We start from the raw sequence: 24330 nt of genomic DNA on the forward strand, positions 1-24330 counted from the left end.
AGGTAATTACCAAATGCTTAGATAAGCTATTGATTTATCCACAACCTTGCCAGCATTCCTGCCTTGCTGGTGTAGCCTGTTGTAATGGTTTTGATTTCACCGTTTCTGATGATGAAAATAGACGGCGTCACGCTGACATTCCAGGCTCTGCTGACAGAGCCCTGCGGATCATTAATGACAGAAAAGTGCAAATCTTTAGCATTAAGGTATCGCGCTACTCTCTCATTGTTGCCCGAGGCCAGGGCCACGCTAACGACCTGATACTCTTCTGACAAATCACTCACCGCAGGGCTGACCCAGTGACAGACCCGGCACCAGCTGGCCCAGAAATAAAGCAGGACGGGCTTTTCCTCAGACAGTGTGTAAAGGTCGACTGCTTCTCCGTTTATGGGGATTGCACGCAGCTCTGGAGCCTTGCCTGAAGGCATATCTTTTTGCAGATAGACGTTGTATGCCGTCATGACTGCAACACCGATTAGCAGCGTGAAGAAGGCTTCCCGAATAAACTTGCCAAGACGTATGCTCATTGAAATCCTTTCTAAGTCAGAGCTTTCTGAATCAGGCTCACTGCTTCAGCAGGCAGAGCCAGTGCAAGGGCTTCCCGGTGAGCCTGTTCTGACATTTTGACCCAGGTCTTCTGGACAATTCGAATAACTTTATCCTCCGGGTGCTTCCCGGCAAAGTTCAGAAAGTCGGTTTCAATAAATACCAGACAGGCGCAGTCTTCAAGGGTCTGTGCTTCGGCATTGCGTTTGATGCCAAGTTTGCGAATGATACTTTCGGTCTGCTTGCAACTCTCTTCACTGTAACCATTCTCCTGCATGATCGCTATTGCTTTTCGGGCGTGCAGCTTGCCCAGTTCGGTTCGCCATTTAAGGTATCCGGGGCGATCCATCGGGAATTCTGAGCGCGGAATTTCCCAACGGCAGAGATGCTGGCTGCGAACAGCAATCTGCAATTCTTCAGAAGCATCCGGGCTTAACTTATGGAGCCATGCAGACATATTCTCTGCATAGATCAGTTCTTTGGCTTTACCTTCGAAGGTTTCAGGGTCTTGTTCATGCAGCTTGTCGATCGCTGCGAGAGTATGTTGAATACGGCTCATGGACTTTTATGTTTTTGTGGGTGGATTTCTATCAGGATAGATGGCGTTGCTATCGTGAGAATTCTCATATTCAGGCAGCTCTTTCTGCTTCAGACAGATCGGTCAGAGTGCTGTATTGTTGCCGGGCATAAACCAGTGGCAATGAGCCCCGGTTCAGGCGAACTTCGCGAACATGGCCAATACAAATATGATGGGTACCGGACTTATTGATTTCCTGCAGTTCACAGACGACGCTGGCCAAAGCTTCATCCAGCATGGGTGCTCCGTATTGAGACGTTGTCCAGTCTCCTGCTTCCAGGAATCGCTGCTCGCCTCTGGCACCTGAACTGCCGGCAAATACATCAGATACATTTTGCTGGTCTGCGCTCAGAACATTGATACAGAAATAACCGCTGGCTCTGATTTCTGCCAGTGTCTGTACGTCTTCATGGATACAAGCCAGCATGGAAGCCGGTTCCATGGATAAAGAGCATACGGCTGTGGCCGTAAGACCGTTTCTTGATCCGTCATGTTGTGAAGTAATGACGTTGACGGAGGCTGCCAGTTCCTGCATGGCCTGTTTAAAGTCCGAAACCAGAGACTGATCACTCATAAACTGCACTCACGATTGCTAAGGAATTGAAAATAGCTACTTATGCGAAATTGGGTACTATGATACCAATCAAACAGAAGTGCCGATAGAGAGGGAGAGACCTGCTGATTTCCAACAGGTCGAGAGGCCATTAACTCCGGAGAAGGTCATTCGTTGCGAAAAAAGTCGTTGAGCCTGGTAGCCAGCATCATATTGCCTTCAGTGCGAACCTTGCCAGCCATGAAGGCCTGCATGCCATCCAGTTTACCGGTCATGATACCGACAAAAGATTCAGTGTCTGTGATTAAGGTGACACTGGGGTCATTACTGGCGCCCTTGACCACACGACAAGTGCCGTCATTGATGGTGATGTGATAGCTATCCCCGTCCGTAATATCAAACTGAAAAATCAGTTTTTGCCCTACTGCGGCAATGGCATCAAAACGGTTGGGCATTTCATCAAAGATTTCTTGCACCGTGGCCATTGTTATAACTCCATGAGTATTTTTTCTGTTATATCCTGAGGCTCTTGAGTGGGTCAGGCTTTTATGTATTGTGCAATATTCGCAGATCATATCCGATTTTTATGAAAAACTCTCCTGGATATTGCCTTATTGACAGACACCAACCCATGGTAAAGGTTTTTCATAACTTTTAGACAGGGCTATGCTTCAGTCAATCCGCAAGGCTTCTGAATCACGGCTTTTTTATGGATTATGTACTGGCACTGTCTGGCTGTTATGCGACAATTGTTCGCTAAAATCTTTTGTCGCTACGGCCTGTGTGTCTCGGGAGGTCCTATGGTTTCTGAAATTTTTAATCCGGAACATTGGCAGGAAGTGGATGGCTTTGAATTTGAAGACATTACTTATCACAGAGCCAGACATCAGGGAACCGTGAGAATTGCTTTTAACCGGCCCGAGTGTCGAAATGCTTTTCGACCCCAGACAGTGGATGAACTGTTCCGGGCGCTCGAACATGCGAGAACCTCCAGCAATATAGGCGTTGTGATTCTGACGGGCAACGGTCCATCCCCGAAAGATGGAGGTTGGGCTTTCTGCTCCGGAGGCGACCAGCGTATGCGTGGCAAAGACGGCTACAAGTATGAGGGAATACCTCAGGATGCGCAGGATCATGCCCGTCTGGGGCGTTTGCACATTCTTGAAGTGCAGCGACTGATCCGGTTTATGCCCAAGGTGGTGATGGCGGTAGTGCCCGGGTGGGCCGCAGGAGGTGGACACAGCCTGCATGTTGTCTGCGACCTGACACTGGCTTCGGCAGAACACGCCGTTTTCAAACAGACTGATCTGGATGTAGCCAGCTTTGATTCGGGGTATGGCTCAGCCTATCTGGCCAAAATGGTCGGACAAAAACGGGCCCGCGAAATCTTTTTCCTGGGATTGGATTACTCCGCTCAGGAGGCCTTTGAAATGGGTATGGTCAATAAAGTAGTGCCTCACGCAACGCTGGAAGAAGTGGCCCTGCAATGGGCAGGCACGATCGGCGAGAAATCACCAACAGCTGTTCGCATGATGAAATTTGGCTTAAACATGACTGATGATGGTATGGTTGGCCAGCAGTTGTTTGCCGGCGAAGCGACCCGGCTGGCCTATGGCACGGAAGAAGCCAGGGAAGGACGTGATGCTTTTCTGGAAAAGAGATCCAGGGACTTTTCTCGTTTTCCTTACCATTATTAAGGATGGGTCGAGGCGTTGGTCTATAGTTTCTCTGGCTCCCATGCTTTTAACTCTCTGGACCCAAGCGTGGGAACCCATACCTTACCACAGATTTTAGAGCCCGGATTTCAGGGGGTATACATTCCCTTGCGGAGCTTGGGAAAGAATAATTGGGTCGAGATACGGGTCTCAATTTACAGAGACTGACTGCGGTTAATGTTCAAATTAGTGAACTCAGGAAAATAAGAAAACAACTCTCAAAGGTGATGAATTTGTCTGAAAATAATGTAGTGCTTGAGCAAAATGGTTCGGTCTTGATTGTGACCATGAACAGGCCGGAAAAAAAGAATGCCCTGACCAGTGCTATGTATGCCGATATGGCCAAAGCACTGGCCGATGCAGATAAGAATGATGCTGTTCGTGTTGTTCTGATTCAGGGATACACCGATGCCTTTACGGCAGGCAATGATCTGGGTGACTTTCTGAAACAGGGTCTGGGTCTCGACTCCCCTGTAATGACGTTCCTTCGTCAACTGGTTGCTTTGGAAAAGCCCTTGGTGGCAGCGGTCAGCGGTGTCGCTGTCGGTGTTGGTGTTACGATGCTGTTGCACAGCGACCTGGTTTATATTGCTAAAAACGCCAAGCTGAGATTACCGTTTGTCAACCTGGCCCTGGTCCCGGAGGCGGCTTCCAGCCTTCTGCTGCCTCAGGTGATGGGGCATCAGCGTGCCGCAGAACTGCTTATGCTGGGGGACTTTTTTGATGCAGAAACGGCCCGGGATTACGGTATAGCCAACGAAGCGGTTGATACTGATCATATCTTTGAACATGCCCTGGCCAGGGCTGAAGAGTTGGCCGCCAAGCCAAAAGAAGCACTGAGATACACCAAAAAACTGCTTAAACAGTCCTACCGCAGTGATGTCGAGAAAAGACTGACCGATGAAGGCGCTCTTTTTGCTGAACGACTTCAGTCGGACGAGGCTCGCGAGATTATGGGTGCCTTTATGGGGAAAGCCTGATAGTCAGGAGTTATCTGTCATCCGGTGCGAATAATGTAATCAAACCAATCCGAAGGGTCTGGCACGTCTTCTTCGGATGCGACAGGTTTTCCTTTTACTGAAAAACCAGCCTTGTGAACTGAATCCGGATCACCCGAAATCAAAGGGTGCCATTCAGGTAGATCATAGCCCTCATGCAATAACCGATATGCACAGCTGTCGGGCAGCCATGGGAGATGTTCCTGCATGGTTCCGGGGGTGAGCATAATACAGTCGGGCACAAACTTGCGGCGATGTTTGTAGTTTTGACATCGACCCGTTGTGAGATCCAGTAATTTACAGGAAACCGCGACGGCATGAATCTCGCCGGTGTTGTCATCAATGAGTTTGTTCAGACAACAGCGCCCGCAGCCGTCACAAAGAGACTCCCATTCATTACGGGTCATGGCTTTCAGGCTTTTGGTGCGCCAGAAAGGTTCTTGGGCTGGTGAAGACATAGGCTGGAAATCGGCTGGTATGAGAGTGTGAAACTTACCGCAAATCTTCGACTTAAGATATAGGTGGCTTCACACTCTATCCTGTTTTGGCTAATGGGTCGGAGACAAGAGTCCGGTCCACTGCCACCAGGTCATTGAGAAGAGTACAAAGGTCAACAGACTGGCCAGAGTCAGCAGCAAACCGATCCGGGCAAATGTTTTTGCCTGGAAGGTGCCTGTTGAATAGGCCACCATGTTCTGGGGTGAGTTCACCGGCAGAATCATACCAAAGCTCACGGCAAACAGTTGTATGAGCACCAGCCCCATGGCGTTATGTATCATGCTGTCTGGCAGGGTGTCGGCAAAAGCCAGGAATACCGGCAGCAATGCTACGGTCAGGCTCATTGCCGAGGCAAAGCCCAAATGCATGACCACAGTAAACAATGTCATCACGAACACCAGCAGGGCCAACGACATGGTGTGAATTTCCATGGATGAAAAACAGCGTTCTGCCAGCCAGGCAGCAGCGCCTGTACTCACCAGTTGCTGACCGAGACTGATGCTGACGCCAAACATGACGATGACGCCCCAGGGAATGCGTTTCTCAATATCTTTCCAGCTCTCAAAGACCCCAATTCCGGGCAGCAGCAGACAAACGGACATCAATAACATGGTGGCTGGAACAGTAATGTGGTGAAACGTGCCCTCGGTCACCCAGAGGCTGATCAGGAGAACGGTAAAAAGTGCCAGCTTTTTCTGTTGGGAGGTCCAGGGGTCGGAAGAGGTGTCCAGGCATTGGCCGATGTCGTCTTTCAAAGCGTGTCCCTTGACCTCCATTTTCAAAATAAAATACAGGATTACCGTCATCAGGGCCGACCAGGGACCGGCATGGATCAACCATTGAATCCAGGTCATGGTGAAGCCCGTGTGTTCATGCATCAACTCAAGGCCCGCCACATTGTGGCCGGTGGCTGTCATGACACCAACGTTCCATATTGTGCTGACCTGGGCGGCCCCCATAATCAATACCGCCGCCAGACGGCTTTTGGGGTCCAGACCCAGTGTCGCGATCACCCCTGCCAGAATAGGAACCTGAACGGCCGTACGCCCAGTGGGTGAAGGAATCATAAACGAAAACACCACGCCGACCAGAAGGCAGCCAGCAATAATAGCGCCGGGGCTGGGGCGAATGCGTGACAGAATGGTCAGGGCGATACGTTTGTCCAGCTCTGTGGACTGCATTGCGGCAGCCATGATCAGTGCACCGGCTATAACAATGATGCTGGGCGATGAAAAGCCTTTCATCGCCAGTCCCAGTGCTTTACTGGTACCCAGGACTGCACCGGTTTCACTGCTGGGGACAATGCCTGTCAGGAGGGTAACCAGTGCAGCAATAAGCAGGGCACTGATAGGGTAAGCCAAAGCTTCTGTTACCCAGAGAATGACCGCCAAAACCAGAATGCCCAGCATAATCTGGCCATAAGCGGTCAAACCTTCAAGAGGCAAAGAGATCACCAGAAGGAGTGCACAGAACGACAGGGGAACAGCCAGTCTTGCAGTCCATTGTTTCAATGCTGTAGTGTTTTCCAGATGGCTGGACATGATACAACCTCATTCAATTATTAGTGTTCGTAGGAGAGGAACCTTAAAGTCTAATAAAGGATGAAGTTCTTGCAGGATTAATCGTCTTCAAAAACGAATTTTTGCAGTAATAAGTACTTTTGTGCCATATCTTCTGCGTCTTCCAGCAGGTTTTCAGCGTCCTTAAGATGACCCTCCGGGCTGTAGTGCTCCGACAGTTTTTCAGTCAACGCCTGACACTGGAAGATATGTTCTCTGGCCGAGGTCTGGTTAGCTTCGGGAGACATTGGGTTTTTGACGGCTGCAGGGCCAATGGCCGTTATGGTGAGCATGCTGTTATCAGCCTCAAGGGTCTCAACGGCGGGATCAAGAGCTGTCTTTTCCGGTGCAAAAGTAGACAGGGAATCCAGTCTCAGGTGTTCCGGTTGGATGCCCCGTTCAGGCAATTCTGTATGCACCACCGTTTCAAACCAGGCCGCCAGAATCTGCTGACGAATGGCTGCTGCCTCTTGGGTAGTTGCGTCATTGTGTTGCAGGTAGGCATCGGCAATTTCAAGAAACTGGCACAGTTGGGCAGGTAGCTCCATGTCAATCTGGATGACGTGCCGGTTTTCAGTGTGAAAGATTTTCAACGGTACCGGTTCATTCTTAAGTGAGAGGCAGAGCTTTTCCAATTCGCCAGTGATTGTATATTGGCTGTTGTTGTCGAAATCTTCCTTCCTTTCGATCAGGTTGAGCTGGATTCTGTTGAGCATGTTTTCTCTGATACCGGGAAGGACAGGCGCCATATGACCCAGTCTCTCCTGCATGTTTTTGGCCAAAGACCGGCTGAATGACGAGTCGGTGACCGTCGTGTAGAAAGGGCTCCTTAGGGCAGTTTCATTGAGAGCGGAAGCCAGGGGCAATGAAAATGCACACCGACAGGCTAAACGCTTTGGCGGCCTGGCTTGCCCGTCAGTCCCGGCCTTATGGGCTTTATCATCGACGGTTTCTGTTGCCAGATATTCGGCGCTGGGCGCGTCAGGCTCTGCCCGGGCATTGATCAGGAGGTCCACAGGGACTTTGTTCCTGTGGCTGCCCTGTTCGCTCTGATGTTCCAGATGAACAAGATGTTTTGTATTTTGCTGATCAGGCGCTTCAATATCGACGACCCGGGCATTGGCGACCATTTTAAGGGGCGACGCATCAGGCTCGGCCATCTCAAGGACCTGGTTCCAGAGAGCCTGATGCAGGGTGCCCGCTGAAATTTCTCCAAAACCGTCCGGGTGCAGCAGACCTGAGCTGCTGTCAGTGTTTTGTGGAGAATGTTGTTCAGGGTCTGGCAGGCTTGTAAACAGCAGGTCAAACTGTGCACCGAGATGAAAACGTAATGCTTCCATCCATTGCGGGTCGAGCCGGACCGTCTCGTTGGCAGCAAAGACGGGTTCCGGGTTCAATAACAGGGTGACATCAGCACCTGCTTCAACCTGCGTCAAGGCCGCCAGCAGTCCATGGATGCCGGAACCATCAATGATAACTTGTGGATGGTATTCCGCCTGCTGATGTTTATCCAGAATCCAGCCAGTAAGACTGGCATTAATGGCCGGGCTGTCCAGACTGGCAAGATCATAAAGTTTCGATAACGTTTGCCTGGAATAGCTGTCTGGCCAGTTACGTCCGTCCAGCAGCAGGGAGTCTCCCCACTTTTTTCCCAGCCGCTGCGCTATTTCCAGTTTCTGCTTTTTGGCTGCGATAATGGCCTGTAATTCTTCCCCGGTGAGTGTTATTTCATCTTCGATTTTCTTTCTGATTTCAGCAGGATCAACCTCTTCCAGCTGGTCAACCAACTGAGCAAAGGACTCATGCTCGGTGCTGTAGGTTAATAATTCGTTCTCTAGCTGTGCCCTGACATCCACCAGCTTTGCCCTGGCTTCCAGGGGGTGGTCACTTTCATCGGGATCTTCGATTTCAAAGCCCAGCTCTTCCATTAATTCGTCGGTATCTTTAACCTGCTCGAGAAACTCCAGCTGAAAGGCATCGATTTTTTTAGCCGGATCGCCGTTGGGGTAGGGCAGTTTTCGAAAACCGAGTTGATTGATATCCCTGACCAGGTGTTGGGTAAGGCTGAAACGCATGGGGCTGCTGATTTGACTGATCTCATCCGTGCATTCAGTGAACGCTTCGGGCGACAAGTCGGCTTTCAGCATGCGAACCGCCTGCCACATTTGTTCGGTTTGCCGTTTTCTGTATTGATTAGACAGACCGGCAGCGGCAAAGCTTTGCTCCAGCTGCGCTTTTAATTCATCCGAGTCGTCGGATGTGTGTTCTTCGAGAAACACACAGGTGTAGTACAACCAAAGAAACTGATCTGCGTCGGCAAGATTGATTGCAGGCAGCTTTGTCTCCAGCTCTTTTCGAGCCTCTTCGAGCATAAGCCGGGGCACTTTCGGAAAAATCACCGGGCGTTCAAGCGAATCCATTGGGACCAGAGTGATAGGTCTTGATATTGGGGAAACCGGGGCCTCAGGCGGGTCTTCCGGCACTTCCACCGGTGTCGGTATGTAGGGGATGCCGCCGTTGATGGGCGAAGAGTCTGTGGTTTCTGACGGCTGCTGAAGCACAGGCGTTGCTTCGAAGTCTATCGATGTTGATTCACCGGGCTGTTGGGCCTCTTCAGCGGGTGGAGTAACAATAATGGTCGGTGGCGTAAAGGGAATAGCAGGGATTTCCGGAGGTGTCCTTTTTTTAACCTCTCTGGCAGGGCCACTGCATTTCATGGCATCGGGAAACCGGTGCCTCTTCGGGTTGCCGGACACCTCTCTGATCCGTCCTTTGAAGTTCATGGCATCCACCAGTTTGACTTTTCTTTTTGGCAGAGGTTTGCTGGTAACGGGTTCTTTTTTTCGGTCAGGGCGTAACATCAGTGCTGCGTTTTCTTCTATTACTTTGGCTTCCCTTTCCGAAAAAAAGACGTATCGACCGGCTTTGGCGCCTTCGAAGACCTGTTTTCGCAGAGATAAGCTAGTCTCAGGCTTGCGAATAACGTCGATGATCATTTCCCTGAGCGTTCTTTCAGCCTCTCTGTTTCTCCGGTGTAACAGTTTCCAGGGGCCTTGCTTCAGAAACTCTTTTGGGGAGGTCTCTACAACTGGTCGGCCATCCCTGTCCATAGCGACACGACAGGCCCGCCCTTCCTGAGTAGCCTGGTCGATGAGCCCCAGATGATGGCTTATGTGTTCTTCTATGCTGGGCATGTCAGTCTCTGATGCTTCCCTGATTGACCGGGAAAGACTTTTTTCGCTCCCGGGAGTCTGCAGGATGGAATCCATCAATTTAATTAGCGGCACGGAATCGGTTCGGTAAAGAGCAGATTTAAACGACCAGTCATTTTTGGTTACTGGTTTCGGCTAAGTACCTGGCCATTTGGTTTCGCATATTCTGGCGAGTGGATTTTTTCATCCTTCAAGGCGCAACGACGGGCGCGTAGCCATAGCTACGCAACCAGAGTTGGAACGCAGAAGGATGGAAAAAGCCGCCGTCCAGAATATGCGAAACCAACTGGTTAGGTACTTATGCAACTTTTTAGCCTTAACCTCTACAGGACAGACTGGTAGAATCCTCAACCCGTTCATCTGGCAAAACGTTTTATGGTCAGGGTGCCCGAATATGACCCAAACTATCGGACTGGTGCTGGCGGGTGGCCAGTCTTCCCGGATGGGGCAGGACAAGGCTCGTCTGCTCTGGCAGAACATTCCCCTGTTTCAACATATGCAAAATCTGCTGCATGAGTCGGGTATCGATAAAGTACTGCTCAGTGGTGACCAGTTTGGCAGCAGGGCGCTGGTGGATAAAATACCTGGCCGGGGACCTCTTGGCGGTGTTCATGCGGCCATTGACACTCTACCCGATGATGTGAACCTTTTAGTGGTACCAGTGGATATGCCTCTATTGCCACCGGAAGCCTGCAGGAAGCTGGTATTATCTGCAGCTGAGCTGGGCAGGGCGGTTATCTTTGAAACCTTTTCCCTGCCACTTATCCTGCCTGTCGACAGCCAGCTACGAAGTGCCGTCAATAGTGCGCTGAGCAGTCAGGATCACCAAGACTATTCACTTGGACGGCTGTTTGATCGTCTGCCGGGTGTGGCTGTCCCGCTTCCTGCCCCAATGGCAGCGTATTTCCAGAACACCAACACCCCCGATGAGTGGCATCGTGCCCTGAAAGCCATGAGCGGGGAAAAGCTTGAGAAATGATTAACGGTATTAACGGAGACATGATGGCTCATAAGCAAGCAACTGAATTAGTACCCCTGAATATTGCGGTTCTGACTGTTTCTGATACCCGCACAGAGGAAACAGATACCTCCGGCCAACTGTTGGTGGATCATCTGACTGCCACCGGTCATAAATTGGCTGACAAAGCCATTGTCAAAGACGATATCTACAAGATTCGTGAAGTCGTATCCCGCTGGATCGCCTCAGACCATGTTCAGGTCGTTCTGGTGACCGGCGGCACAGGTTTTTCGGGCCGTGACAGTACACCGGAAGCCTTACTCCCCATTTTTGACAAAGAAATAGACGGTTATGGCGAGCTGTTCCGGCAACTCTCCTATGAGCAGGTGGGCACCTCCACCATTCAGTCGAGAACCGTTGCCGGCCTGGCCAATAGCACCATCATTTTTGTGATGCCGGGTTCTAACAACGCCTGCAAGACTGCCTGGGAAGGTATTATCAGAGAGCAGTTGGACCGTCGTCACCGCCCCTGCAACTTTGTCGAGCAACTCAAAAAGGTTGAAGGCTGATGTCGCTCACCCATACCAACGACGAGGGCAAGGCCAGCATGGTGGACGTGGGTGACAAAAATGTCACCCGGCGTGAAGCCAGAGCAGAAGGTTTCGTGGTGATGAAGCCGGAAACGCTGGCACTGGTAGCCGACAATGGTCTCAAGAAAGGCGATGTTCTGGCGGTAGCACGCATTGCCGGTATTCAGGCTGCCAAACAGTGTGGCAACCTGATCCCTCTGTGTCATCCGTTAATGCTTAACTTCATTGGCGTAGAATTTGAACTTGAGCCAGAGCAAAACCGCATACGTATTGAGACCTGCTGTCGCCTGAGCGGTAAAACCGGTGTTGAAATGGAAGCACTGGCAGCAGCTTCAATGGCGGCTTTGACAATCTACGACATGTGCAAGGCGGTGGATAAGGATATGTGCATTGAAGGTGTGCGGGTGCTTGAGAAAAGCGGTGGCAAGGGCGGCCACTACAAAGCAGGGTAGATGGCTGTGGCAACATAGGAAGCTGCCACTGGTTTTGCGGGTTTTAGTTAACGGGTTGTCGTTGCCGGATTAATAATTCCAGTTGTTCAAAGCGTTCAGTGAACTTGGCATCCATCTGCTCCATGCGTTCGGCGAACTTTGAATCCATCTGGTCCATGCGTTCGGTGAATTTTGAGTCCATCTGGTCCATGCGTTTTGTGAATTTTGAGTCCATCTGGTCCATGCGCTTGGTGAATTTTGAGTCCATATGATCCATACGTTCATTGAGCTCAGTGTTCATTTGATTAATTGTTTTATCCGTTTGATCCATACGCTCGGTGAATCTGGCGTCCATCTCATCAAAGCGTTTGTCGGTTCTCATAAAGCCGGCATGAGTTGCAGCGGTTAAGGCATTGACATGTTCCTTAACCGACCCAACATCATTTTTAACATCAGCAATGTCGTTGATAACGTCTGCGACATCAAGCTTTAATCCGGTGATATCACTCTGATTGGTCAGGGCGATATTTTTGATTTCTGCACAGACCTTTGCGAGGCTATGCACGTCGGCGTCCAGGTTTTTATGTTGTATTTCCAGTATGTCGAGTCTGGCTTCGATGGGTGACATAGATACAGCCTTGTTTTAGTAGAACGTTATTGAGTAGAACTCTCAAAGTAGCAGACTTTTTCCAGAGGAGAGTAAATCCGGTGATTAAGGTTCTTTTTTTTGCCAGCTACCGGGAAAAGCTGGGTACAGACAGACTGGAGCTGGCAGAGATTCCAGAGAATCTTTCTGCACTCCGAAGTCTGCTCTCTGCAAAGGGGCAAGACTGGCAGGAAGTCGTCAATGACTCACGCACCCTGGTGGCTTTGAACCAGACCATGACCCGTAAGGATTTTGAAATAAAAGAAGGCGACGAAATTGCTTTCTTTCCCCCCGTCACCGGAGGGTGATCATGATCTCGATACAGAAAGACGACTTTGATCCGGGCTATGAACAGGATCAGCTCAGTGGCAACACCGGTACCGGGGCGCTGGTGACTTTCACCGGACTGGTGCGGGATGAAAACCTCGGGGATGATGTGGGAGGGCTGTACCTGGAACATTATCCGGGTATGACCGAGAAGGCGCTCCAGGAAATTATTGATGAAGCCGCAGAACGTTGGCCACTGCAAGCCATTAAAGTAATTCACCGGGTCGGACAGCTTCAGCCGGGCGACAGAATTGTTTTTGTCGGTGTGGCCAGTGCCCACCGCAAAGCAGCCTTTGAGATCTGTGAGTTTGTTATGGACTACCTGAAAACCCGTGCTCCTTTCTGGAAAAAGGAAACCACGCCAGAAGGTGATCGCTGGGTCGATGCCAGAGAGTCCGATGAACAGGCAGCCAAACGCTGGGGACAGGAATCCTTGTGAAGTATTGGCTGGGTATGCTGACACTGTTGTTGAGCATAGGCGCAACCGCCGCCAATCTTCGAGTGGCGGTATCGGCCAATTTTAAACCTGTGCTGGAACATCTGGCTGAACAGTTTATGCGTCAGACCGGCCACAGGGTCAGTATCTCTTCAGCGTCGACCGGCGTGCTCTATCACCAGATTATGCACGGTGCTCCTTTTGATCTTTTTTTCTCAGCCGATCAAGCCCGACCCCTGAAGCTGGAAAGCAATGGCAGGGTGCTGCCAGACAGCCGCAGAACATACGCCTATGGACGTCTGGTTCTGTGGCATCGAACAGAACATAAAAACCCCTCTTCCATTGAGCAGCTCAAAGACTGGCAGGGAAGACTGGCTATTGCCAACCCCGCAACCGCTCCCTACGGACTGGCGGCAAAACAATCTCTGGAAAAATTGGGGTTATGGCAGAGTTATCAGGGGCGGCTGGTTCAGGGCGCTAACATTCAGCAGACCTGGCAGTTTGTTGCCAGCGGTAATGTTGATATGGGACTGGTTGCCTTATCTCAGCTGACGGGTGAAGAGCTGAAGCAAATCACCTATGTGCCGGACAGGCTTTATGATCCCGTTCGTCAGGATATGGTGATACTGAAAAGGACAGAGCATAAAAAGACAGCTCAGGCGTTTTCGGCGTTTGTGTTGTCTGTCTCGTCCCAGAAATATATTGCGGAGCATGGCTATTTTCCAGCCATCAAGGATAGGGCGAAATAATGCTGACCACAGCCATCTGGCTGACTATTAAACTGGCTCTGACGACGACGCTGCTATTAATGCTGGTGGGTGTCCCTCTGGCCTGGAAACTGGCCAATATGAAAAGTCGTTTTCGGCCATTGATAGAAGCTTTTGTGGGTTTGCCACTGGTGCTTCCGCCGACGGTACTCGGTTTTTATCTGTTAATCGCCTTCTCGCCAGACAATATTCTGGGCCAGTGGTGGGTTGATCTGACCGGTTCTACCCTTGCATTCAGTTTTTCAGGGCTGGTGGTTGCTTCTGTACTGTATTCGTTGCCATTTGTCGTACAACCTCTGCAAAGAGCGTTTGAGCAGCTGGATTGTGGTCTGCTTGAAGCCGCCTCAATGCTGGGTGCCAGTCGGCTTGACCGGTTTATGAATGTGGTTCTGCCTAATTCCCTCAGAGCACTTTTGCTGGCTGCCTGTATGGGGTTTGCTCATACTGTGGGCGAGTTTGGTGTGGTGCTGATGATTGGCGGCAATATTCCCGGCGAAACCCAGGTATTGTCCATTGCTTTATACGATGCGGTGGAAACCCAGCAGCTGGATCAGGCTCACGCTATGGCAGCGGGTTTGTTAACCTTTGCTCTTGTGATGTTGGTAGCCCTCTATAGCATTGACAAGCGACAGGTGTCTGGAGTGAGTAATCATTGATGTTGAAACTGGATATTCAACTGCCCCGGGATCGATTTGATCTTTCCATCAATAGCTCCCTGAAGCTGAATGCAGTCTGGGGCATCATGGGTGCTTCGGGCTGTGGCAAAACCTCTCTGCTCAGAGCCATTGCCGGTCTGGAAAAACAGGTGCTGGGTCGGATTCAGTTTAATGAACAGGTCTGGATGGACAGCGAACAGGGTATTTTTGTACCCCCGGAACAACGTGGGATAGGTTTCATCTTTCAGGAAGCCCGTTTATTTCCACACTTAAGCGTTCTGGGTAACCTGCAGTTTTCCATGAAGCGCTCAAACACTGATCGACAGGGATTAACCTTTGCAGCAGTCGTCGAGCAATCAGGCATTGGTCACTTGTTAAGTCGCGGCGTTGAAACCTTGTCCGGCGGAGAAAAACAGCGTGTAGCCATTGCCCGTACTTTGTTGAATGCGCCACAGGTGCTGTTAATGGATGAGCCTCTGGCCTCTCTGGATTGGGATTCCAAGGCAACGATATTGCCCTGCTTAAGAAGTATTCACCGGGATTTTAATATCCCCATCATCATGGTCAGTCATTCAAGAGAAGAGGTGGCTCGCCTGACAGACAAGGTGTTATTACTGCACCGGGGCACTGTGACCGGCAAAGATCAGAGTCAGACTCTGTTAAACAGCGCATTAGCCGTAGATGATCAGCATGAGCCGCTGTTATCCATGCTGGAAGCAGAAGTGGTTGATCATGATAAAGACTATGGGCTTACCGTTCTGAGTGCGGAAGGCCATACGCTGCATGTTCACGAGTCAGGTTTGGCGTTAGGGGGCAAAGTGCGAATGATTGTTCCTGCCCATGAAGTAAGTATTGTCCTGGAAGATTTTTGCGACACCAGTGTTTTGAATCGTTTGCCGGTGGTGATTGATTCAATACAAACAAGAGACGACTGGCACCAGTTAATCACATTAAGTCTGGGTGAGCAGACATTAATGGCCCTGGTGACACGAAAGTCGGTGGATCGCTTGGCACTGAAAATTGGCATGAAGGTGTTTGCTCACTTTAAGGCTTCGGGGTTGGAGGTGGTTTGAGGTTAAGACGCACTAAATTCAGAATGCATGACTATAATAGCCACTTTGGCAGGAGGGATACCTGATGGGCGAGCCACTTTACGACTCTGACTTTTACGGGTGGGTCAATCAACAGCTTGATTTGCTCAGGTCCGGGAATTTGGATGAAGCCGATATCAAGAATATTGCACTGGAAATAGAAGCTATGGGGAAAAACCTGCATCGAGAGCTAGTCAGTCGTTTGAAGATTCTCTTGATGCATTTGCTGAAGTGGCAATATCAACCGGGTCTGCAATCCAATAGCTGGCGGTATATGATTATAGGCCAAAGGGCAGAACTCTTGGATCACATTAACGATAACCCCAGCCTTAAACCCAGAATCCCGGCAGCCATGGAAAGAGCCTACCGGTATGCACTGATTGAGGCGACCAAAGAGACAGGGTTGACTCTTGAAACCTTTCCTTCGACTTGTCCCTGGACTTACGACCAAGCTATGAGTGCTGATTTCTGGCCAGCAGACTTTCTACAATAGCCTCCCTTTTAACAGGATTTGGGGGTGAATGATCGACAATCAGCATTTAAGTGACATCGATCAGTCCCATGATGAATCTGGTAATGAGTCGTTAGAACGAGCCATTCTGACATCTTCAGCAAAACCTTCTTTTTGCCAGAATCCTGTGTGGCGCAGGGGCTGTTTTTTGTCAGGCAACTAAACGTCAGAAACCGTGTTTTTTGTCAAGCTGAGAAAGTTGACCAAAACAACACAAATACACCAGAAAAAGGTTGCTTTTTTCTTTCTGGAATATATCGTAATGCTCTAAGGATGTTCCCTTATCTGTGTGCGGTCTCTGCAGTTGGATAAGGTTGATGTACCACTTTCGCACAGGGTCTCAGGACAGAAAGTTTTGCATCAAAAAGCTCTCAGCGAGCAGTCAGGAAGACATTACAGCCATGAGTGGTTATTTTTTCATCGTATTCTGCCCATCAGACAATGGACTGGATGAAAGAGTATTTATGGAAGCGTCACTGTCGGGTGCAGTGGGTAGACTGAGCAAGCCAGGGTGGCCGTGTGTCGTTTTTGGCGGGTGCTTGCGTACCCTAGTGGCTTAAATAATGAATAATAAAAATGTATGTCCTCAGGGGGCTAAGAATAATGAAAAAACAACAAAGTGGTTTTACGCTGATTGAATTGATGATCGTTGTGGCGATTATTGGGATTTTGGCGGCTGTGGCTATTCCGCAGTATCAGGATTACACTCGTAATGCAACGGTTACTGCATCAATTTCTGAAGCTGGTCCATATAGAACAGCCGTAGCACTCTGCTTACAGACAAACGCTATTGCACGGTGTGATGCTGGTGCTGAGGGTATTCCAGCAGTTGATGGTGTAGTGACTACTATCACAGATGGTGTAATCACTGTAACACCAGGTGGAGCTTTTGCTGCTCAAACTTACACTATGACTCCAGATGCAGGTGGCACAAACTGGACAATCGAGTGCAATGCTTGTACTGGTGATGGTGGAGCTAACGACTTGGAAGCTAACCCAACATTGGTTGGAAATCCAGATTTCAGCGCATAACTCTATACGAAAAGGTTTCTTGGTTGAACACAAGAAGCCTTTTTGCTTTTGCATGGTTGTTGTTTTACTAGATGAATTCAAAATCTTTTTTTCAGAAACTCGATTATATCACTCTTCTCTATGGCGTGGCTTTTATTTTTCTTTGGTCAGGCCTATTAAATACATTTTCTACAGAATATCCTTTTAATCTAAAAAGAGTGGCTTTATCTCTTTTGATTTTGTATGGTTTTTTTGTTTTTTTAAGGAGTAAATCGCCTATTCTGGCGTTCAATAGCTGTTCTACATTGCTAATTTTTTTAGTAGCTGCTCTGGGTACTATATCTACATTAAACTCAGAGTTCTTATATAAGGGTCTGCAAGAGTTAGGTTTATACTCGCTCTTGCTAATTTCTATATCTGTAATTTATATGGTTGAAATGGAAGAAGAGTGCTGGATACTTTTTCTCTACTTATGTGGTGGAGGTATTCTTCTATATGCATTTGGATATATATTTCAATATGCCTTATACCTCCAGTTTCCTCCGGAGGCGTGGCCTTCAACAATATACGATTTTGCAAATCCAAGAATCTTTAATCATACTCAAAACTGGTTGATACCTCTGATCGCACTTCTTCCTCTTACTTATTCAGGAAATTATAATCTGCTGAAGAGATTAAGTTGGCTGCCTTTAGTGTTAATGTACTTCTTTTTAGCTCTGACAGAAGGTCGAGGAATTGCATTATCGTTATTAGTAGCGATCTCAGTAACTTTTACTTTATTTCCAAAGCGTTCAAAGGTACTAGCTTTTATCCATTTGAAGTCTTTCACTTTAGGCTTATTCGCTTACATTTTTCTCATCCAACTGGTTCCATTAATGATAGGGAATACTGCTGGATTGGATTTTGATCGATTTATTCTTGAAAACTCAACCTCTTCAGGGAGAGTTGAACTATGGAAGATAACTCTTCAGTCCATCCAAGAGAACCCTTTTTTTGGGATAGGTCCGCAACACTTTATTACTTTGGTGGGAGCAGGTCCTGGTTCGCCGCATAATATCATTCTTCAGTGGGCCTCTGAGTGGGGTATTCCTGCTGCCATTTGTTTAATCATTCTCACAGTTTGGGGTGGGGTAAGTTACTTACGAGGGTTGCAGTATAGAATCCATTCAGGAGTGCTGTCAGATCAGCAGCAATTAATTCAAATCTCTCTCTTTACTGCTTTGTTAAGTGCGGGTATTCATGCACAGGTCAGCGGGGTCTTTACTACTCCAATGAGTCAGATGCTTATGGTTTTGGTAGTGGGGTATTGTATGAATGTGCATTTCAAAGATCGTGAGAGTAAAAAAAATGCTCCGAATTGGCTTGTAAATATACTCTTTAGTGTATTGATTTTGTTTTCAATAGCTTATTTTGCCATTTTTTATTGGGAGTATTTTGATGGTAATTATCCTACTGCGTTGTACGATCAGCCGAATGCGCCAAGATTTTGGAAAAATGGAGCTTTTCATAAATAATCTGGGACACCCATAGAATAATCTGGAAAATAAACTAGGACACCCACATTTATTTGTGGTAATCTGGGACACCCAAATAATTTAAGACACCCACATTTATATATGGGTGTCTTTGGAAGATAATCTAGGACACCCAAGAAATAATCTGGGAGACACCCACATTTATTTGTGGGTTTCTCAAAATGGGAGCGAGTAATTTAAGACACCCACATTTATATATGGGTGGGAGCGAGTAATTTAAGACACCCACATTTATATGTGGGTTTCTCTGGATAGGAAAAAATAATCTGGGAGAGGGAGTAATCTAGGACACCCATAAATTTCTCCCATGAATCCGGGGGCATCCACATTTATATACAGGGAGTAATCTGGGACACCCATATTTATAATAATCTGGGACACCCATATTTATTTGTGGGTTTCTAAATAAACTAGGACACCCACATTTATATGTGGGTTTCTCTGGATAGGAAAAAAAGGAGTAATCTAAGACACCCATAAATTTCTCCCATGAATCCGGGGGCATCCACATTTATATATGGGTGTCTTTGAATCCCTTTGAATCCCCCATCCTTGAATCCCCCAGAAACAATAATCTAGGACACCCACAATAATCTGGGAAAAATAATCTGGGTAGAATAATCTGGGACACCCAAATAATTTAAGACACCCACATTTATATATGGGTGTCTTTGAATCCCCCATCCTTGAATCCCCCAGAAAGTCGAATAAACTAGGACACCCATATTTATATGTGGGTTTCTCTGGATAGGAAAAAATAATCTGGGAGTAATCTAAAACACCCATAAATTTCTCCCATGAATCCGGGGGCATCCACATTTATATACAGCGAGTAATTTAAGACACCCACATTTATATATGGGTGTCTTTGAATCCCCCATCCTTGAATCCCCCAGAAAGTCGAACTATTGAATCACTATTGCCTGCTTTATTTGATGACAAAAGGCACACATTCGCTATACTTCTCTGATGAAACGCTTTAACTGGAACCCTCAGAAGAATCAGCAGCTGATCCGCGAACGGGATCAGTCTTTCGAGGAAGTCATTTTCCACATAGAGAACGAGTAATCTAAGACATCCACAAAATTTCTGACTCGTAGCCGCACGCTGTTTGGAAATACATACCCCTCCCCTCAAAAGCCGAACTCACTAACTTGAGAAAAAATATGGGCACCCACACCAGGACCCAAAGGGTCTATTCATGTCTATGGAGTGTTTAACAGTTTGAATATAGTATCAATAATGCTACTATCCTTGTATGACTAATATCACTGAAATTCTCAGTCAGATGAGAAGTAATCCCAAAGGCGTGAGGTTCAGAGACCTTTGCAAAGTCTGTGAATCATACTTTGGTGCACCAAGGCAGTCAGGATCAAGTCATAAGGTGTATAAAACACCTTGGGTTGGTGACCCAAGAGTGAATATTCAAAATAACAAGGGCAAAGCTAAACCTTACCAGGTAAGGCAGGTGTTACAGGCGATCGAACGCATAGAGGGTGATAAAAATGGATAGGAAAATTGATCGTTATACATACCGGGTAACCTGGTCTGAAGAGGATCAGGAATATGTTGGCTTATGTGCTGAATTTCCTGGCTTGAGCTGGCTTGAAGAAACGCAAGTAGGTGCTTTATCAGGAATCCAGAATTTAGTTCTGGAAACCGTAGATGAAATGAAAAATGCAAATGAAGAGATACCGCAACCTTTTTCAACCAGAGACTATAGCGGGAAAGTATTGTTAAGAATTACTCCAGAAACGCATCGTTTGTTAGTTATTCAGGCAGCCGAATCAGGTGTAAGCTTGAATCGTTATATAGCCAGTAGATTGCACTGAGTAAAAAAATAAACTGGGAGAGTAATTTAGGACACCCACATTCATATATGGGTGTCCTTGAATACTTGAATACCCATTGAATCCCCCTGAAAGTCGAACTATTGAATCTCTGTTGCCTGCTTTATTTGATGACAAAGGTAATCTAAGACACCCACATTTATATATGGGTGTCCTTGAATCTCCCATCCTTGAATCCCCCAGAAAGCCGAACTATTGAATCACTATTGCCTGCTTTATTTGATGACAAAAGGCACACATTCGCTATACTTCTCTGATGAAACGCTTTAACTGGAACCCTCAGAAGAATCAGCAGCTGATCCGCGAACGGGATCAGTCTTTCGAGGAAGTCATTTTCCACATAGAGAATGGTGGCCTGCTGGATGACATCGTCCATCCTAATCCGCAAGCGTATCCGCATCAGCGGATCTTTGTGGTGAATGTACAGGGTTACGTCTGGCTGGTGCCCTACGTGGAAAGTGAGCAGGAGATCTTTTTGAAAACACTGATTCCCAGCCGCAAATTTACCCGTGACTATTTGGGAGAACGATCATGAAAAAAACAACATTGGATAACGAGGAGCAAACGTTGCTCAATGCCCTTGAACAGGGTGAGTATGAGTCTGTGATGACCCCTGAGCGCAAGACGACGCTGGAAGCCATGGCCAGTGAGACGTTTAAAAAGGATAAGCGTATTAATATCCGCATTTCCCAACATGACCTGATGGCGATTAAGTCACGGGCCCAGCGGGAAGGGATTCCATACCAGACACTGGTGTCCAGTATTATTCATAAGTATTTGTCAGGGGCTTTGCGGGATGTCTGACAAGAAACCAATAAATGAGACATCCACAGATAATCTGGGACACCCATATTTATCTCTAACCAAAGTAATCAAAGACACCCATATTTATATACGGGTGTCTTTGAATCGAAGAAAGGCAAGAAATGCGACGCCCACGAAATTTCCTCAAGGGAGAAATAGGTAACCCATAATATTTCTGGCAATGACTGCTATGCCTCATCGACATAATCTCTTTGTTCAATCCAGAAATGGATTGAACAAATTAACCCCTGTATCCACAAAATCCGGGGTGTTTCTTGTGACTACTGTCAGGCCATAAACAAGGGCTGTTGCTGCAATTTGTTTGTCAATTGCGTTTTCATGGCGGGGTACTCTGAGTTTTCCCCAAATCTGTGCTTCGGTGCTACCAAAGTCAAGAATATGATCTCGATAATCATCTACCAGATGATTTAGCCATAGCTCTAACTGCTTTGCCTGAATGGAGTCATTTCGATGACGGATTTTTTCAACGCCTCTACGGAGCTCACCTATGGAGATAACACTAAGGTAGAGCTTTAATGATTTTTTTTGTGCTGTGTTGAAAAAAAGCTGAACGCCCTGATTTGCACTGTTTCTTTTTCTTAATTCACTGATGACATTGGTATCAATTAAATACATCACGATCACCGTTATCATTGATACGTTCGAAGTCCGTATCTGAGCCGACATCTGGAATGTTTTTCAGTGCTTCAGTGAAGCTTTTTTTCTTGGGATGAAGGAGAGCTGCTTCCAGAATTCTTCGATGCTCAGCTTCTGCACTTCTCCCGTGTTTTCCTGCCCGAGCTTTGAGGGCATCAACTATTTCCTCATCAATATTGCGCACTATCAGGTTAGCCATTAGAGTCATCCAGATGTATTCAATTCGTAAATGATAGCATTGATATCAGAGATGGACGATAATAAAGGTAAAAAAGTAATCAAGAACGAGCAATCTGAGACACCCATAAATTTCTCCCATGAATCCGGGGGCAAGAAAGAACAGGACACCCACAAAATTTCTGACTTAAAGGTTTTGCCAGAGCCTCAGAGCCTGGGAACGAGTTGAAGAAAAAAGCGTGTTTCTGAGTTTTCCTTATGCAAGGGCGGGTGTCAGTTCATGGAATAGGATAAGTGTCCCGATCCACATCAAAAGGCTTGCGTTTTCGATGTATTCTTTTGTGATTCAAGAGGTTTTTTGAATTTTTGAAGACCTTCCTGCACGGCTGCGGTTGGCCATCATGTCCGATCACGGCCACGTCACAGATTTGTTGCCCGGCGTGGTATTTGGTTTTGTGATCCGACAGGGCTTTAGCATTATTGCAGACCTTCGCGCATGGTAGCAGCTGGCCATTATCTTCGATTATGGTTTTATCACAGATTTTTTGCCCGCTGTGATCTCTTCTTTTGTGATTCGACAAGGCATCAGGGTTCTTGCAGACTTTCCCGCAATGCCGTTTCTGACCATCTTCCCCAACCATGTTTACTTTACAGGTTTGTAGCCCGCAGTGCTCTCTTCTTATGTGATACGACAGAGTTGGAACATTTCTGCAGATTGTCCCGCACTGCCGCAGCTGGCCATCATCCCCGATCACGTTTTTCATACAGGTTTGTTGCCTGCTGTGATAGCTGCCTTTGTGATTCGACAGGGCTATAGCATTCTGGCAGACCTTCCCGCACGGCACTGGCTGGCCGTTCTTTCCAGCCACCGATACGTTACAGGTTTTTCGCCCGCTGTGGAATTTGCTTTTGTGTTCCGTCAGGGCTATAGCATTCTTGCAGACCTTCCCGCATGGCCGCTGATTTCCGTCCTCCCCGATATAGGTTATGGAACAGGTTTTCTGAGCGGTGTGGTATCGACTTTTATGCACCGTCAAAGATCGAGCATTGCTGCAGATTATTCCACATGGCTGCGGCTGGCCACCTTTCCCGATTATGGTTACAGCACAGGTTTTTTGCCCGCTGTGGACAATGCTTTTGTGATTTTCCAGGCCTCTGGCATTCTGGAAGACCTTTCCGCATGGCTGCGACTCTTTATCCTCTGTAATCACCATCAAATCACAGGTCTTTTGGCCGCTATGGAATCTGCTTTTATGAGACTTTAGTGCTCGTTTATTCTTGTAGACCTTCCCGCATTGTCGCAGCTGGCCATCCTTCCCGAACACTATCACGTTGCAGGTTGCTTGTCTGGAAGGGCCGTTTGTATCAGCCAGATGGGGGCATGATATTTGTCCGGGTCTTGCTTCTTTGTGGTCTGTTGAACTTTCTCTAGAATCTGGGGTTGCGTTGTAGGACGCATCGGAAGATTGTCGGAATTGACAAACGTCACTGCAGGGAAAAATGAAACAATTTAGACCCAAAGTGTGCGAGTGTTGTTGAGGGAATCCGTTATTCTCGCCAGAGTCAGAATACAGTAGATTGATGAAATAGTCTTTAGGGTAGCTGTCGGTACGTAGGCCCTGCTGGCCGGATGATTCTGATGGTCGGCCTTGTTGTTCATGTTCAGAGCCAGGCATCGCAGCGGTTATCGCAAGCAGGTGACTTTGATTCGTTTCATGTTGTTCAATCGGGTTAAACAGCAATGAATCCGGGTTCCAATTGCTTTTTAAAAGCAGGCCGACGGTTATAAATGCTTCTACAGGTATCCATAAATAAGGCTTTAAACATAGAGAGATATCTCTACTGGTCAGGAGCAGTTCGTAGGTAACCAGCAGGTTTGTGGTGTAAAGCCATTGCCAGGAAATCGACTCAACGAGGGTCGTTTTTACCCTATAACTGTCAGGTTTGTGTCGTTTGTTATCAGGCGGTAAATCCGCTTCTGCGCAGCCATTTATGTCGGCAATGTCTGGCAGGCTGCCCGACAATGTGCCTTGGTCAATCTTTATAGAAAAGTTCTGGTTTGGAAAATCTGCATTCTGTTCAAGTTCAATAATAAAACGCCTTGTTAGCGGTTTCGCTAGACAGATGACAGACAACGACAGTAACAGCAGTGTTGCAAAGAGTGAGTGTTTAATAATTCTACCCTTGCCTTCTGGTTTACAGATAAGAAGGATAGATTAGTGTGA

At 47.7% G+C, this 24330-nt stretch carries 27 protein-coding genes; 16 read left to right on the top strand and 11 right to left on the bottom strand.

The annotated features are described in order from the left end of the window. Positions 1-26 precede the first annotated feature (26 nt). The 4 genes from ACOMG9_RS04720 to ACOMG9_RS04735 all read right to left on the bottom strand — a co-directional run bounded on the left by ACOMG9_RS04720 (position 27) and on the right by ACOMG9_RS04735 (position 2251). Positions 27-527, bottom strand: coding sequence for a protein disulfide oxidoreductase (locus tag ACOMG9_RS04720; RefSeq protein WP_422132536.1), 501 nt, complete (start codon positions 525-527; stop codon positions 27-29). Positions 528-538: 11 nt separating this feature from the next. Beyond that, positions 539-1105 (bottom strand): DUF4202 domain-containing protein, encoded by a 567-nt coding sequence (locus ACOMG9_RS04725; protein WP_448215974.1) that lies wholly within the window; start codon positions 1103-1105, stop codon positions 539-541. A gap of 70 nt (positions 1106-1175) precedes the next feature. Beyond that, positions 1176-1697, bottom strand: coding sequence for a flavin reductase family protein (locus ACOMG9_RS04730; protein WP_422137223.1), 522 nt, complete (start codon positions 1695-1697; stop codon positions 1176-1178). Positions 1698-1843: 146 nt separating this feature from the next. Further along, entirely contained in the window at positions 1844-2251 is a 408-nt protein-coding gene (locus ACOMG9_RS04735; protein WP_448215973.1) for an SCP2 sterol-binding domain-containing protein, read from the bottom strand. 225 nt (positions 2252-2476) lie between these two features. On the opposite strand from ACOMG9_RS04735, the gene ACOMG9_RS04740 reads away from it, so the two are divergent. Next, positions 2477-3373 carry a 1,4-dihydroxy-2-naphthoyl-CoA synthase gene (locus ACOMG9_RS04740; RefSeq protein ID WP_448215972.1) on the top strand — a complete coding sequence of 299 codons (897 nt, stop codon included), beginning with the start codon at positions 2477-2479 and terminating at the stop codon, positions 3371-3373. Positions 3374-3624: 251 nt separating this feature from the next. Further along, complete coding sequence (locus ACOMG9_RS04745; protein ID WP_422137226.1) at positions 3625-4371, top strand: enoyl-CoA hydratase-related protein; 747 nt, start codon at positions 3625-3627, stop codon at positions 4369-4371. Positions 4372-4388: 17 nt separating this feature from the next. Here the strand turns inward: ACOMG9_RS04745 and ACOMG9_RS04750 are convergent, their stop codons facing one another. The 3 genes from ACOMG9_RS04750 to ACOMG9_RS04760 form a co-directional block, all read right to left on the bottom strand. After that, entirely contained in the window at positions 4389-4847 is a 459-nt protein-coding gene (locus ACOMG9_RS04750) for a YcgN family cysteine cluster protein (protein WP_448215971.1), read from the bottom strand. Between the two features lie 90 nt (positions 4848-4937). After that, positions 4938-6428, bottom strand: coding sequence for an SLC13 family permease (locus ACOMG9_RS04755; protein ID WP_422132543.1), 1491 nt, complete (start codon positions 6426-6428; stop codon positions 4938-4940). Positions 6429-6505: 77 nt separating this feature from the next. After that, a complete protein-coding gene (locus ACOMG9_RS04760) occupies positions 6506-9715 on the bottom strand; it encodes a hypothetical protein (RefSeq protein WP_494529867.1) in 3210 nt (1069 codons plus the stop codon). 337 nt (positions 9716-10052) lie between these two features. Between ACOMG9_RS04760 and mobA the strand changes: the two genes are divergently transcribed. The 3 genes from mobA to moaC are packed head-to-tail and all read left to right on the top strand — an operon-like array spanning position 10053 to position 11658. Then, positions 10053-10637, top strand: coding sequence for a molybdenum cofactor guanylyltransferase (mobA, locus tag ACOMG9_RS04765; RefSeq protein ID WP_494529868.1), 585 nt, complete (start codon positions 10053-10055; stop codon positions 10635-10637). After that, the gene (gene moaB / locus ACOMG9_RS04770) at positions 10634-11185 is read left to right on the top strand and encodes a molybdenum cofactor biosynthesis protein B (protein ID WP_494529869.1); all 552 of its coding nucleotides are present in this window, start codon (positions 10634-10636) and stop codon (positions 11183-11185) included. The genes mobA and moaB overlap by 4 nt, the downstream gene beginning before the upstream one ends. Further along, entirely contained in the window at positions 11182-11658 is a 477-nt protein-coding gene (moaC, locus tag ACOMG9_RS04775; protein ID WP_448218610.1) for a cyclic pyranopterin monophosphate synthase MoaC, read from the top strand. The genes moaB and moaC overlap by 4 nt, the downstream gene beginning before the upstream one ends. 43 nt (positions 11659-11701) lie before the next feature. On the opposite strand, the gene ACOMG9_RS04780 is transcribed toward moaC, so the two are convergent. Continuing rightward, positions 11702-12265 (bottom strand): MYG1 family protein, encoded by a 564-nt coding sequence (locus ACOMG9_RS04780; RefSeq protein WP_448215968.1) that lies wholly within the window; start codon positions 12263-12265, stop codon positions 11702-11704. An 80-nt stretch (positions 12266-12345) separates the two neighbouring features. Here ACOMG9_RS04780 and moaD point away from each other — a divergent pair, with 80 nt between their 5' ends. The 11 genes from moaD (at position 12346) to ACOMG9_RS04835 (ending at position 21271) form a co-directional block, all read left to right on the top strand. Continuing rightward, a complete protein-coding gene (moaD, locus tag ACOMG9_RS04785; protein ID WP_422132547.1) occupies positions 12346-12591 on the top strand; it encodes a molybdopterin converting factor subunit 1 in 246 nt (81 codons plus the stop codon). Positions 12592-12593: 2 nt separating this feature from the next. Next, complete coding sequence (gene moaE / locus ACOMG9_RS04790) at positions 12594-13049, top strand: molybdopterin synthase catalytic subunit MoaE (protein ID WP_422132548.1); 456 nt, start codon at positions 12594-12596, stop codon at positions 13047-13049. Continuing rightward, positions 13046-13795 carry a molybdate ABC transporter substrate-binding protein gene (gene modA, locus ACOMG9_RS04795; RefSeq protein ID WP_494529870.1) on the top strand — a complete coding sequence of 250 codons (750 nt, stop codon included), beginning with the start codon at positions 13046-13048 and terminating at the stop codon, positions 13793-13795. Before moaE ends, modA begins: the two co-directional genes overlap by 4 nt. Then, positions 13795-14469 carry a molybdate ABC transporter permease subunit gene (gene modB, locus ACOMG9_RS04800; RefSeq protein ID WP_494529871.1) on the top strand — a complete coding sequence of 225 codons (675 nt, stop codon included), beginning with the start codon at positions 13795-13797 and terminating at the stop codon, positions 14467-14469. The genes modA and modB overlap by 1 nt, the downstream gene beginning before the upstream one ends. After that, the gene (gene modC / locus ACOMG9_RS04805; RefSeq protein ID WP_494529872.1) at positions 14469-15542 is read left to right on the top strand and encodes a molybdenum ABC transporter ATP-binding protein; all 1074 of its coding nucleotides are present in this window, start codon (positions 14469-14471) and stop codon (positions 15540-15542) included. The genes modB and modC overlap by 1 nt, the downstream gene beginning before the upstream one ends. A gap of 64 nt (positions 15543-15606) precedes the next feature. Then, positions 15607-16053, top strand: a complete 447-nt coding sequence (locus ACOMG9_RS04810; RefSeq protein WP_494529873.1) for a DUF29 domain-containing protein — start codon at positions 15607-15609, stop codon at positions 16051-16053. A gap of 621 nt (positions 16054-16674) precedes the next feature. Then, complete coding sequence (locus ACOMG9_RS04815) at positions 16675-17103, top strand: pilin (protein ID WP_494529874.1); 429 nt, start codon at positions 16675-16677, stop codon at positions 17101-17103. A gap of 71 nt (positions 17104-17174) precedes the next feature. Beyond that, positions 17175-18596: an O-antigen ligase family protein gene (locus ACOMG9_RS04820; protein ID WP_494529875.1), complete on the top strand. Its 1422-nt coding sequence runs from the start codon at positions 17175-17177 to the stop codon at positions 18594-18596. A gap of 1526 nt (positions 18597-20122) precedes the next feature. After that, complete coding sequence (locus ACOMG9_RS04825; protein WP_422137239.1) at positions 20123-20449, top strand: type II toxin-antitoxin system HicB family antitoxin; 327 nt, start codon at positions 20123-20125, stop codon at positions 20447-20449. 274 nt (positions 20450-20723) lie between these two features. Then, positions 20724-21002, top strand: a complete 279-nt coding sequence (locus ACOMG9_RS04830) for a BrnT family toxin (protein WP_448216000.1) — start codon at positions 20724-20726, stop codon at positions 21000-21002. Beyond that, positions 20999-21271 (top strand): CopG family antitoxin, encoded by a 273-nt coding sequence (locus ACOMG9_RS04835; protein ID WP_317143018.1) that lies wholly within the window; start codon positions 20999-21001, stop codon positions 21269-21271. Before ACOMG9_RS04830 ends, ACOMG9_RS04835 begins: the two co-directional genes overlap by 4 nt. A gap of 216 nt (positions 21272-21487) precedes the next feature. Here ACOMG9_RS04835 and ACOMG9_RS04840 read toward each other — a convergent pair whose 3' ends face one another. From ACOMG9_RS04840 to ACOMG9_RS04850, 3 genes are all read right to left on the bottom strand, one after another. Then, entirely contained in the window at positions 21488-21907 is a 420-nt protein-coding gene (locus ACOMG9_RS04840; RefSeq protein WP_448216001.1) for a type II toxin-antitoxin system VapC family toxin, read from the bottom strand. Then, the gene (locus ACOMG9_RS04845; protein WP_448216002.1) at positions 21894-22127 is read right to left on the bottom strand and encodes a FitA-like ribbon-helix-helix domain-containing protein; all 234 of its coding nucleotides are present in this window, start codon (positions 22125-22127) and stop codon (positions 21894-21896) included. The genes ACOMG9_RS04840 and ACOMG9_RS04845 overlap by 14 nt, the downstream gene beginning before the upstream one ends. Before the next feature lie 256 nt (positions 22128-22383). Continuing rightward, positions 22384-24240, bottom strand: coding sequence for a hypothetical protein (locus ACOMG9_RS04850; protein ID WP_448216003.1), 1857 nt, complete (start codon positions 24238-24240; stop codon positions 22384-22386). Positions 24241-24330 lie beyond the last annotated feature (90 nt).

The sequence above is a fragment of the Endozoicomonas sp. PH6C genome (assembly GCF_059322965.1).

Bases quoted from the DNA above. Each gene is read 5' to 3' on its own strand.
- ACOMG9_RS04820 (WP_494529875.1), top strand. From the start codon at position 17,175: ATGAATTCAAAATCTTTTTTTCAGAAACTCGATTATATCACTCTTCTC.
- ACOMG9_RS04830 (WP_448216000.1), top strand. From the start codon at position 20,724: ATGAAACGCTTTAACTGGAACCCTCAGAAGAATCAGCAGCTGATCCGC.
- mobA (WP_494529868.1), top strand. From the start codon at position 10,053: ATGACCCAAACTATCGGACTGGTGCTGGCGGGTGGCCAGTCTTCCCGG.
- ACOMG9_RS04810 (WP_494529873.1), top strand. From the start codon at position 15,607: ATGGGCGAGCCACTTTACGACTCTGACTTTTACGGGTGGGTCAATCAA.
- ACOMG9_RS04725 (WP_448215974.1), bottom strand. From the start codon at position 1,105: ATGAGCCGTATTCAACATACTCTCGCAGCGATCGACAAGCTGCATGAA.
- modB (WP_494529871.1), top strand. From the start codon at position 13,795: ATGCTGACCACAGCCATCTGGCTGACTATTAAACTGGCTCTGACGACG.
- ACOMG9_RS04740 (WP_448215972.1), top strand. From the start codon at position 2,477: ATGGTTTCTGAAATTTTTAATCCGGAACATTGGCAGGAAGTGGATGGC.
- ACOMG9_RS04780 (WP_448215968.1), bottom strand. From the start codon at position 12,265: ATGTCACCCATCGAAGCCAGACTCGACATACTGGAAATACAACATAAA.
- ACOMG9_RS04815 (WP_494529874.1), top strand. From the start codon at position 16,675: ATGAAAAAACAACAAAGTGGTTTTACGCTGATTGAATTGATGATCGTT.
- ACOMG9_RS04835 (WP_317143018.1), top strand. From the start codon at position 20,999: ATGAAAAAAACAACATTGGATAACGAGGAGCAAACGTTGCTCAATGCC.
- ACOMG9_RS04840 (WP_448216001.1), bottom strand. From the start codon at position 21,907: ATGTATTTAATTGATACCAATGTCATCAGTGAATTAAGAAAAAGAAAC.
- ACOMG9_RS04735 (WP_448215973.1), bottom strand. From the start codon at position 2,251: ATGATCTGCGAATATTGCACAATACATAAAAGCCTGACCCACTCAAGA.
- ACOMG9_RS04760 (WP_494529867.1), bottom strand. From the start codon at position 9,715: ATGGATTCCATCCTGCAGACTCCCGGGAGCGAAAAAAGTCTTTCCCGG.
- ACOMG9_RS04730 (WP_422137223.1), bottom strand. From the start codon at position 1,697: ATGAGTGATCAGTCTCTGGTTTCGGACTTTAAACAGGCCATGCAGGAA.
- moaB (WP_494529869.1), top strand. From the start codon at position 10,634: ATGATTAACGGTATTAACGGAGACATGATGGCTCATAAGCAAGCAACT.
- ACOMG9_RS04720 (WP_422132536.1), bottom strand. From the start codon at position 527: ATGAGCATACGTCTTGGCAAGTTTATTCGGGAAGCCTTCTTCACGCTG.
- moaE (WP_422132548.1), top strand. From the start codon at position 12,594: ATGATCTCGATACAGAAAGACGACTTTGATCCGGGCTATGAACAGGAT.
- ACOMG9_RS04755 (WP_422132543.1), bottom strand. From the start codon at position 6,428: ATGTCCAGCCATCTGGAAAACACTACAGCATTGAAACAATGGACTGCA.
- ACOMG9_RS04750 (WP_448215971.1), bottom strand. From the start codon at position 4,847: ATGTCTTCACCAGCCCAAGAACCTTTCTGGCGCACCAAAAGCCTGAAA.
- ACOMG9_RS04845 (WP_448216002.1), bottom strand. From the start codon at position 22,127: ATGGCTAACCTGATAGTGCGCAATATTGATGAGGAAATAGTTGATGCC.
- modC (WP_494529872.1), top strand. From the start codon at position 14,469: ATGTTGAAACTGGATATTCAACTGCCCCGGGATCGATTTGATCTTTCC.
- ACOMG9_RS04825 (WP_422137239.1), top strand. From the start codon at position 20,123: ATGGATAGGAAAATTGATCGTTATACATACCGGGTAACCTGGTCTGAA.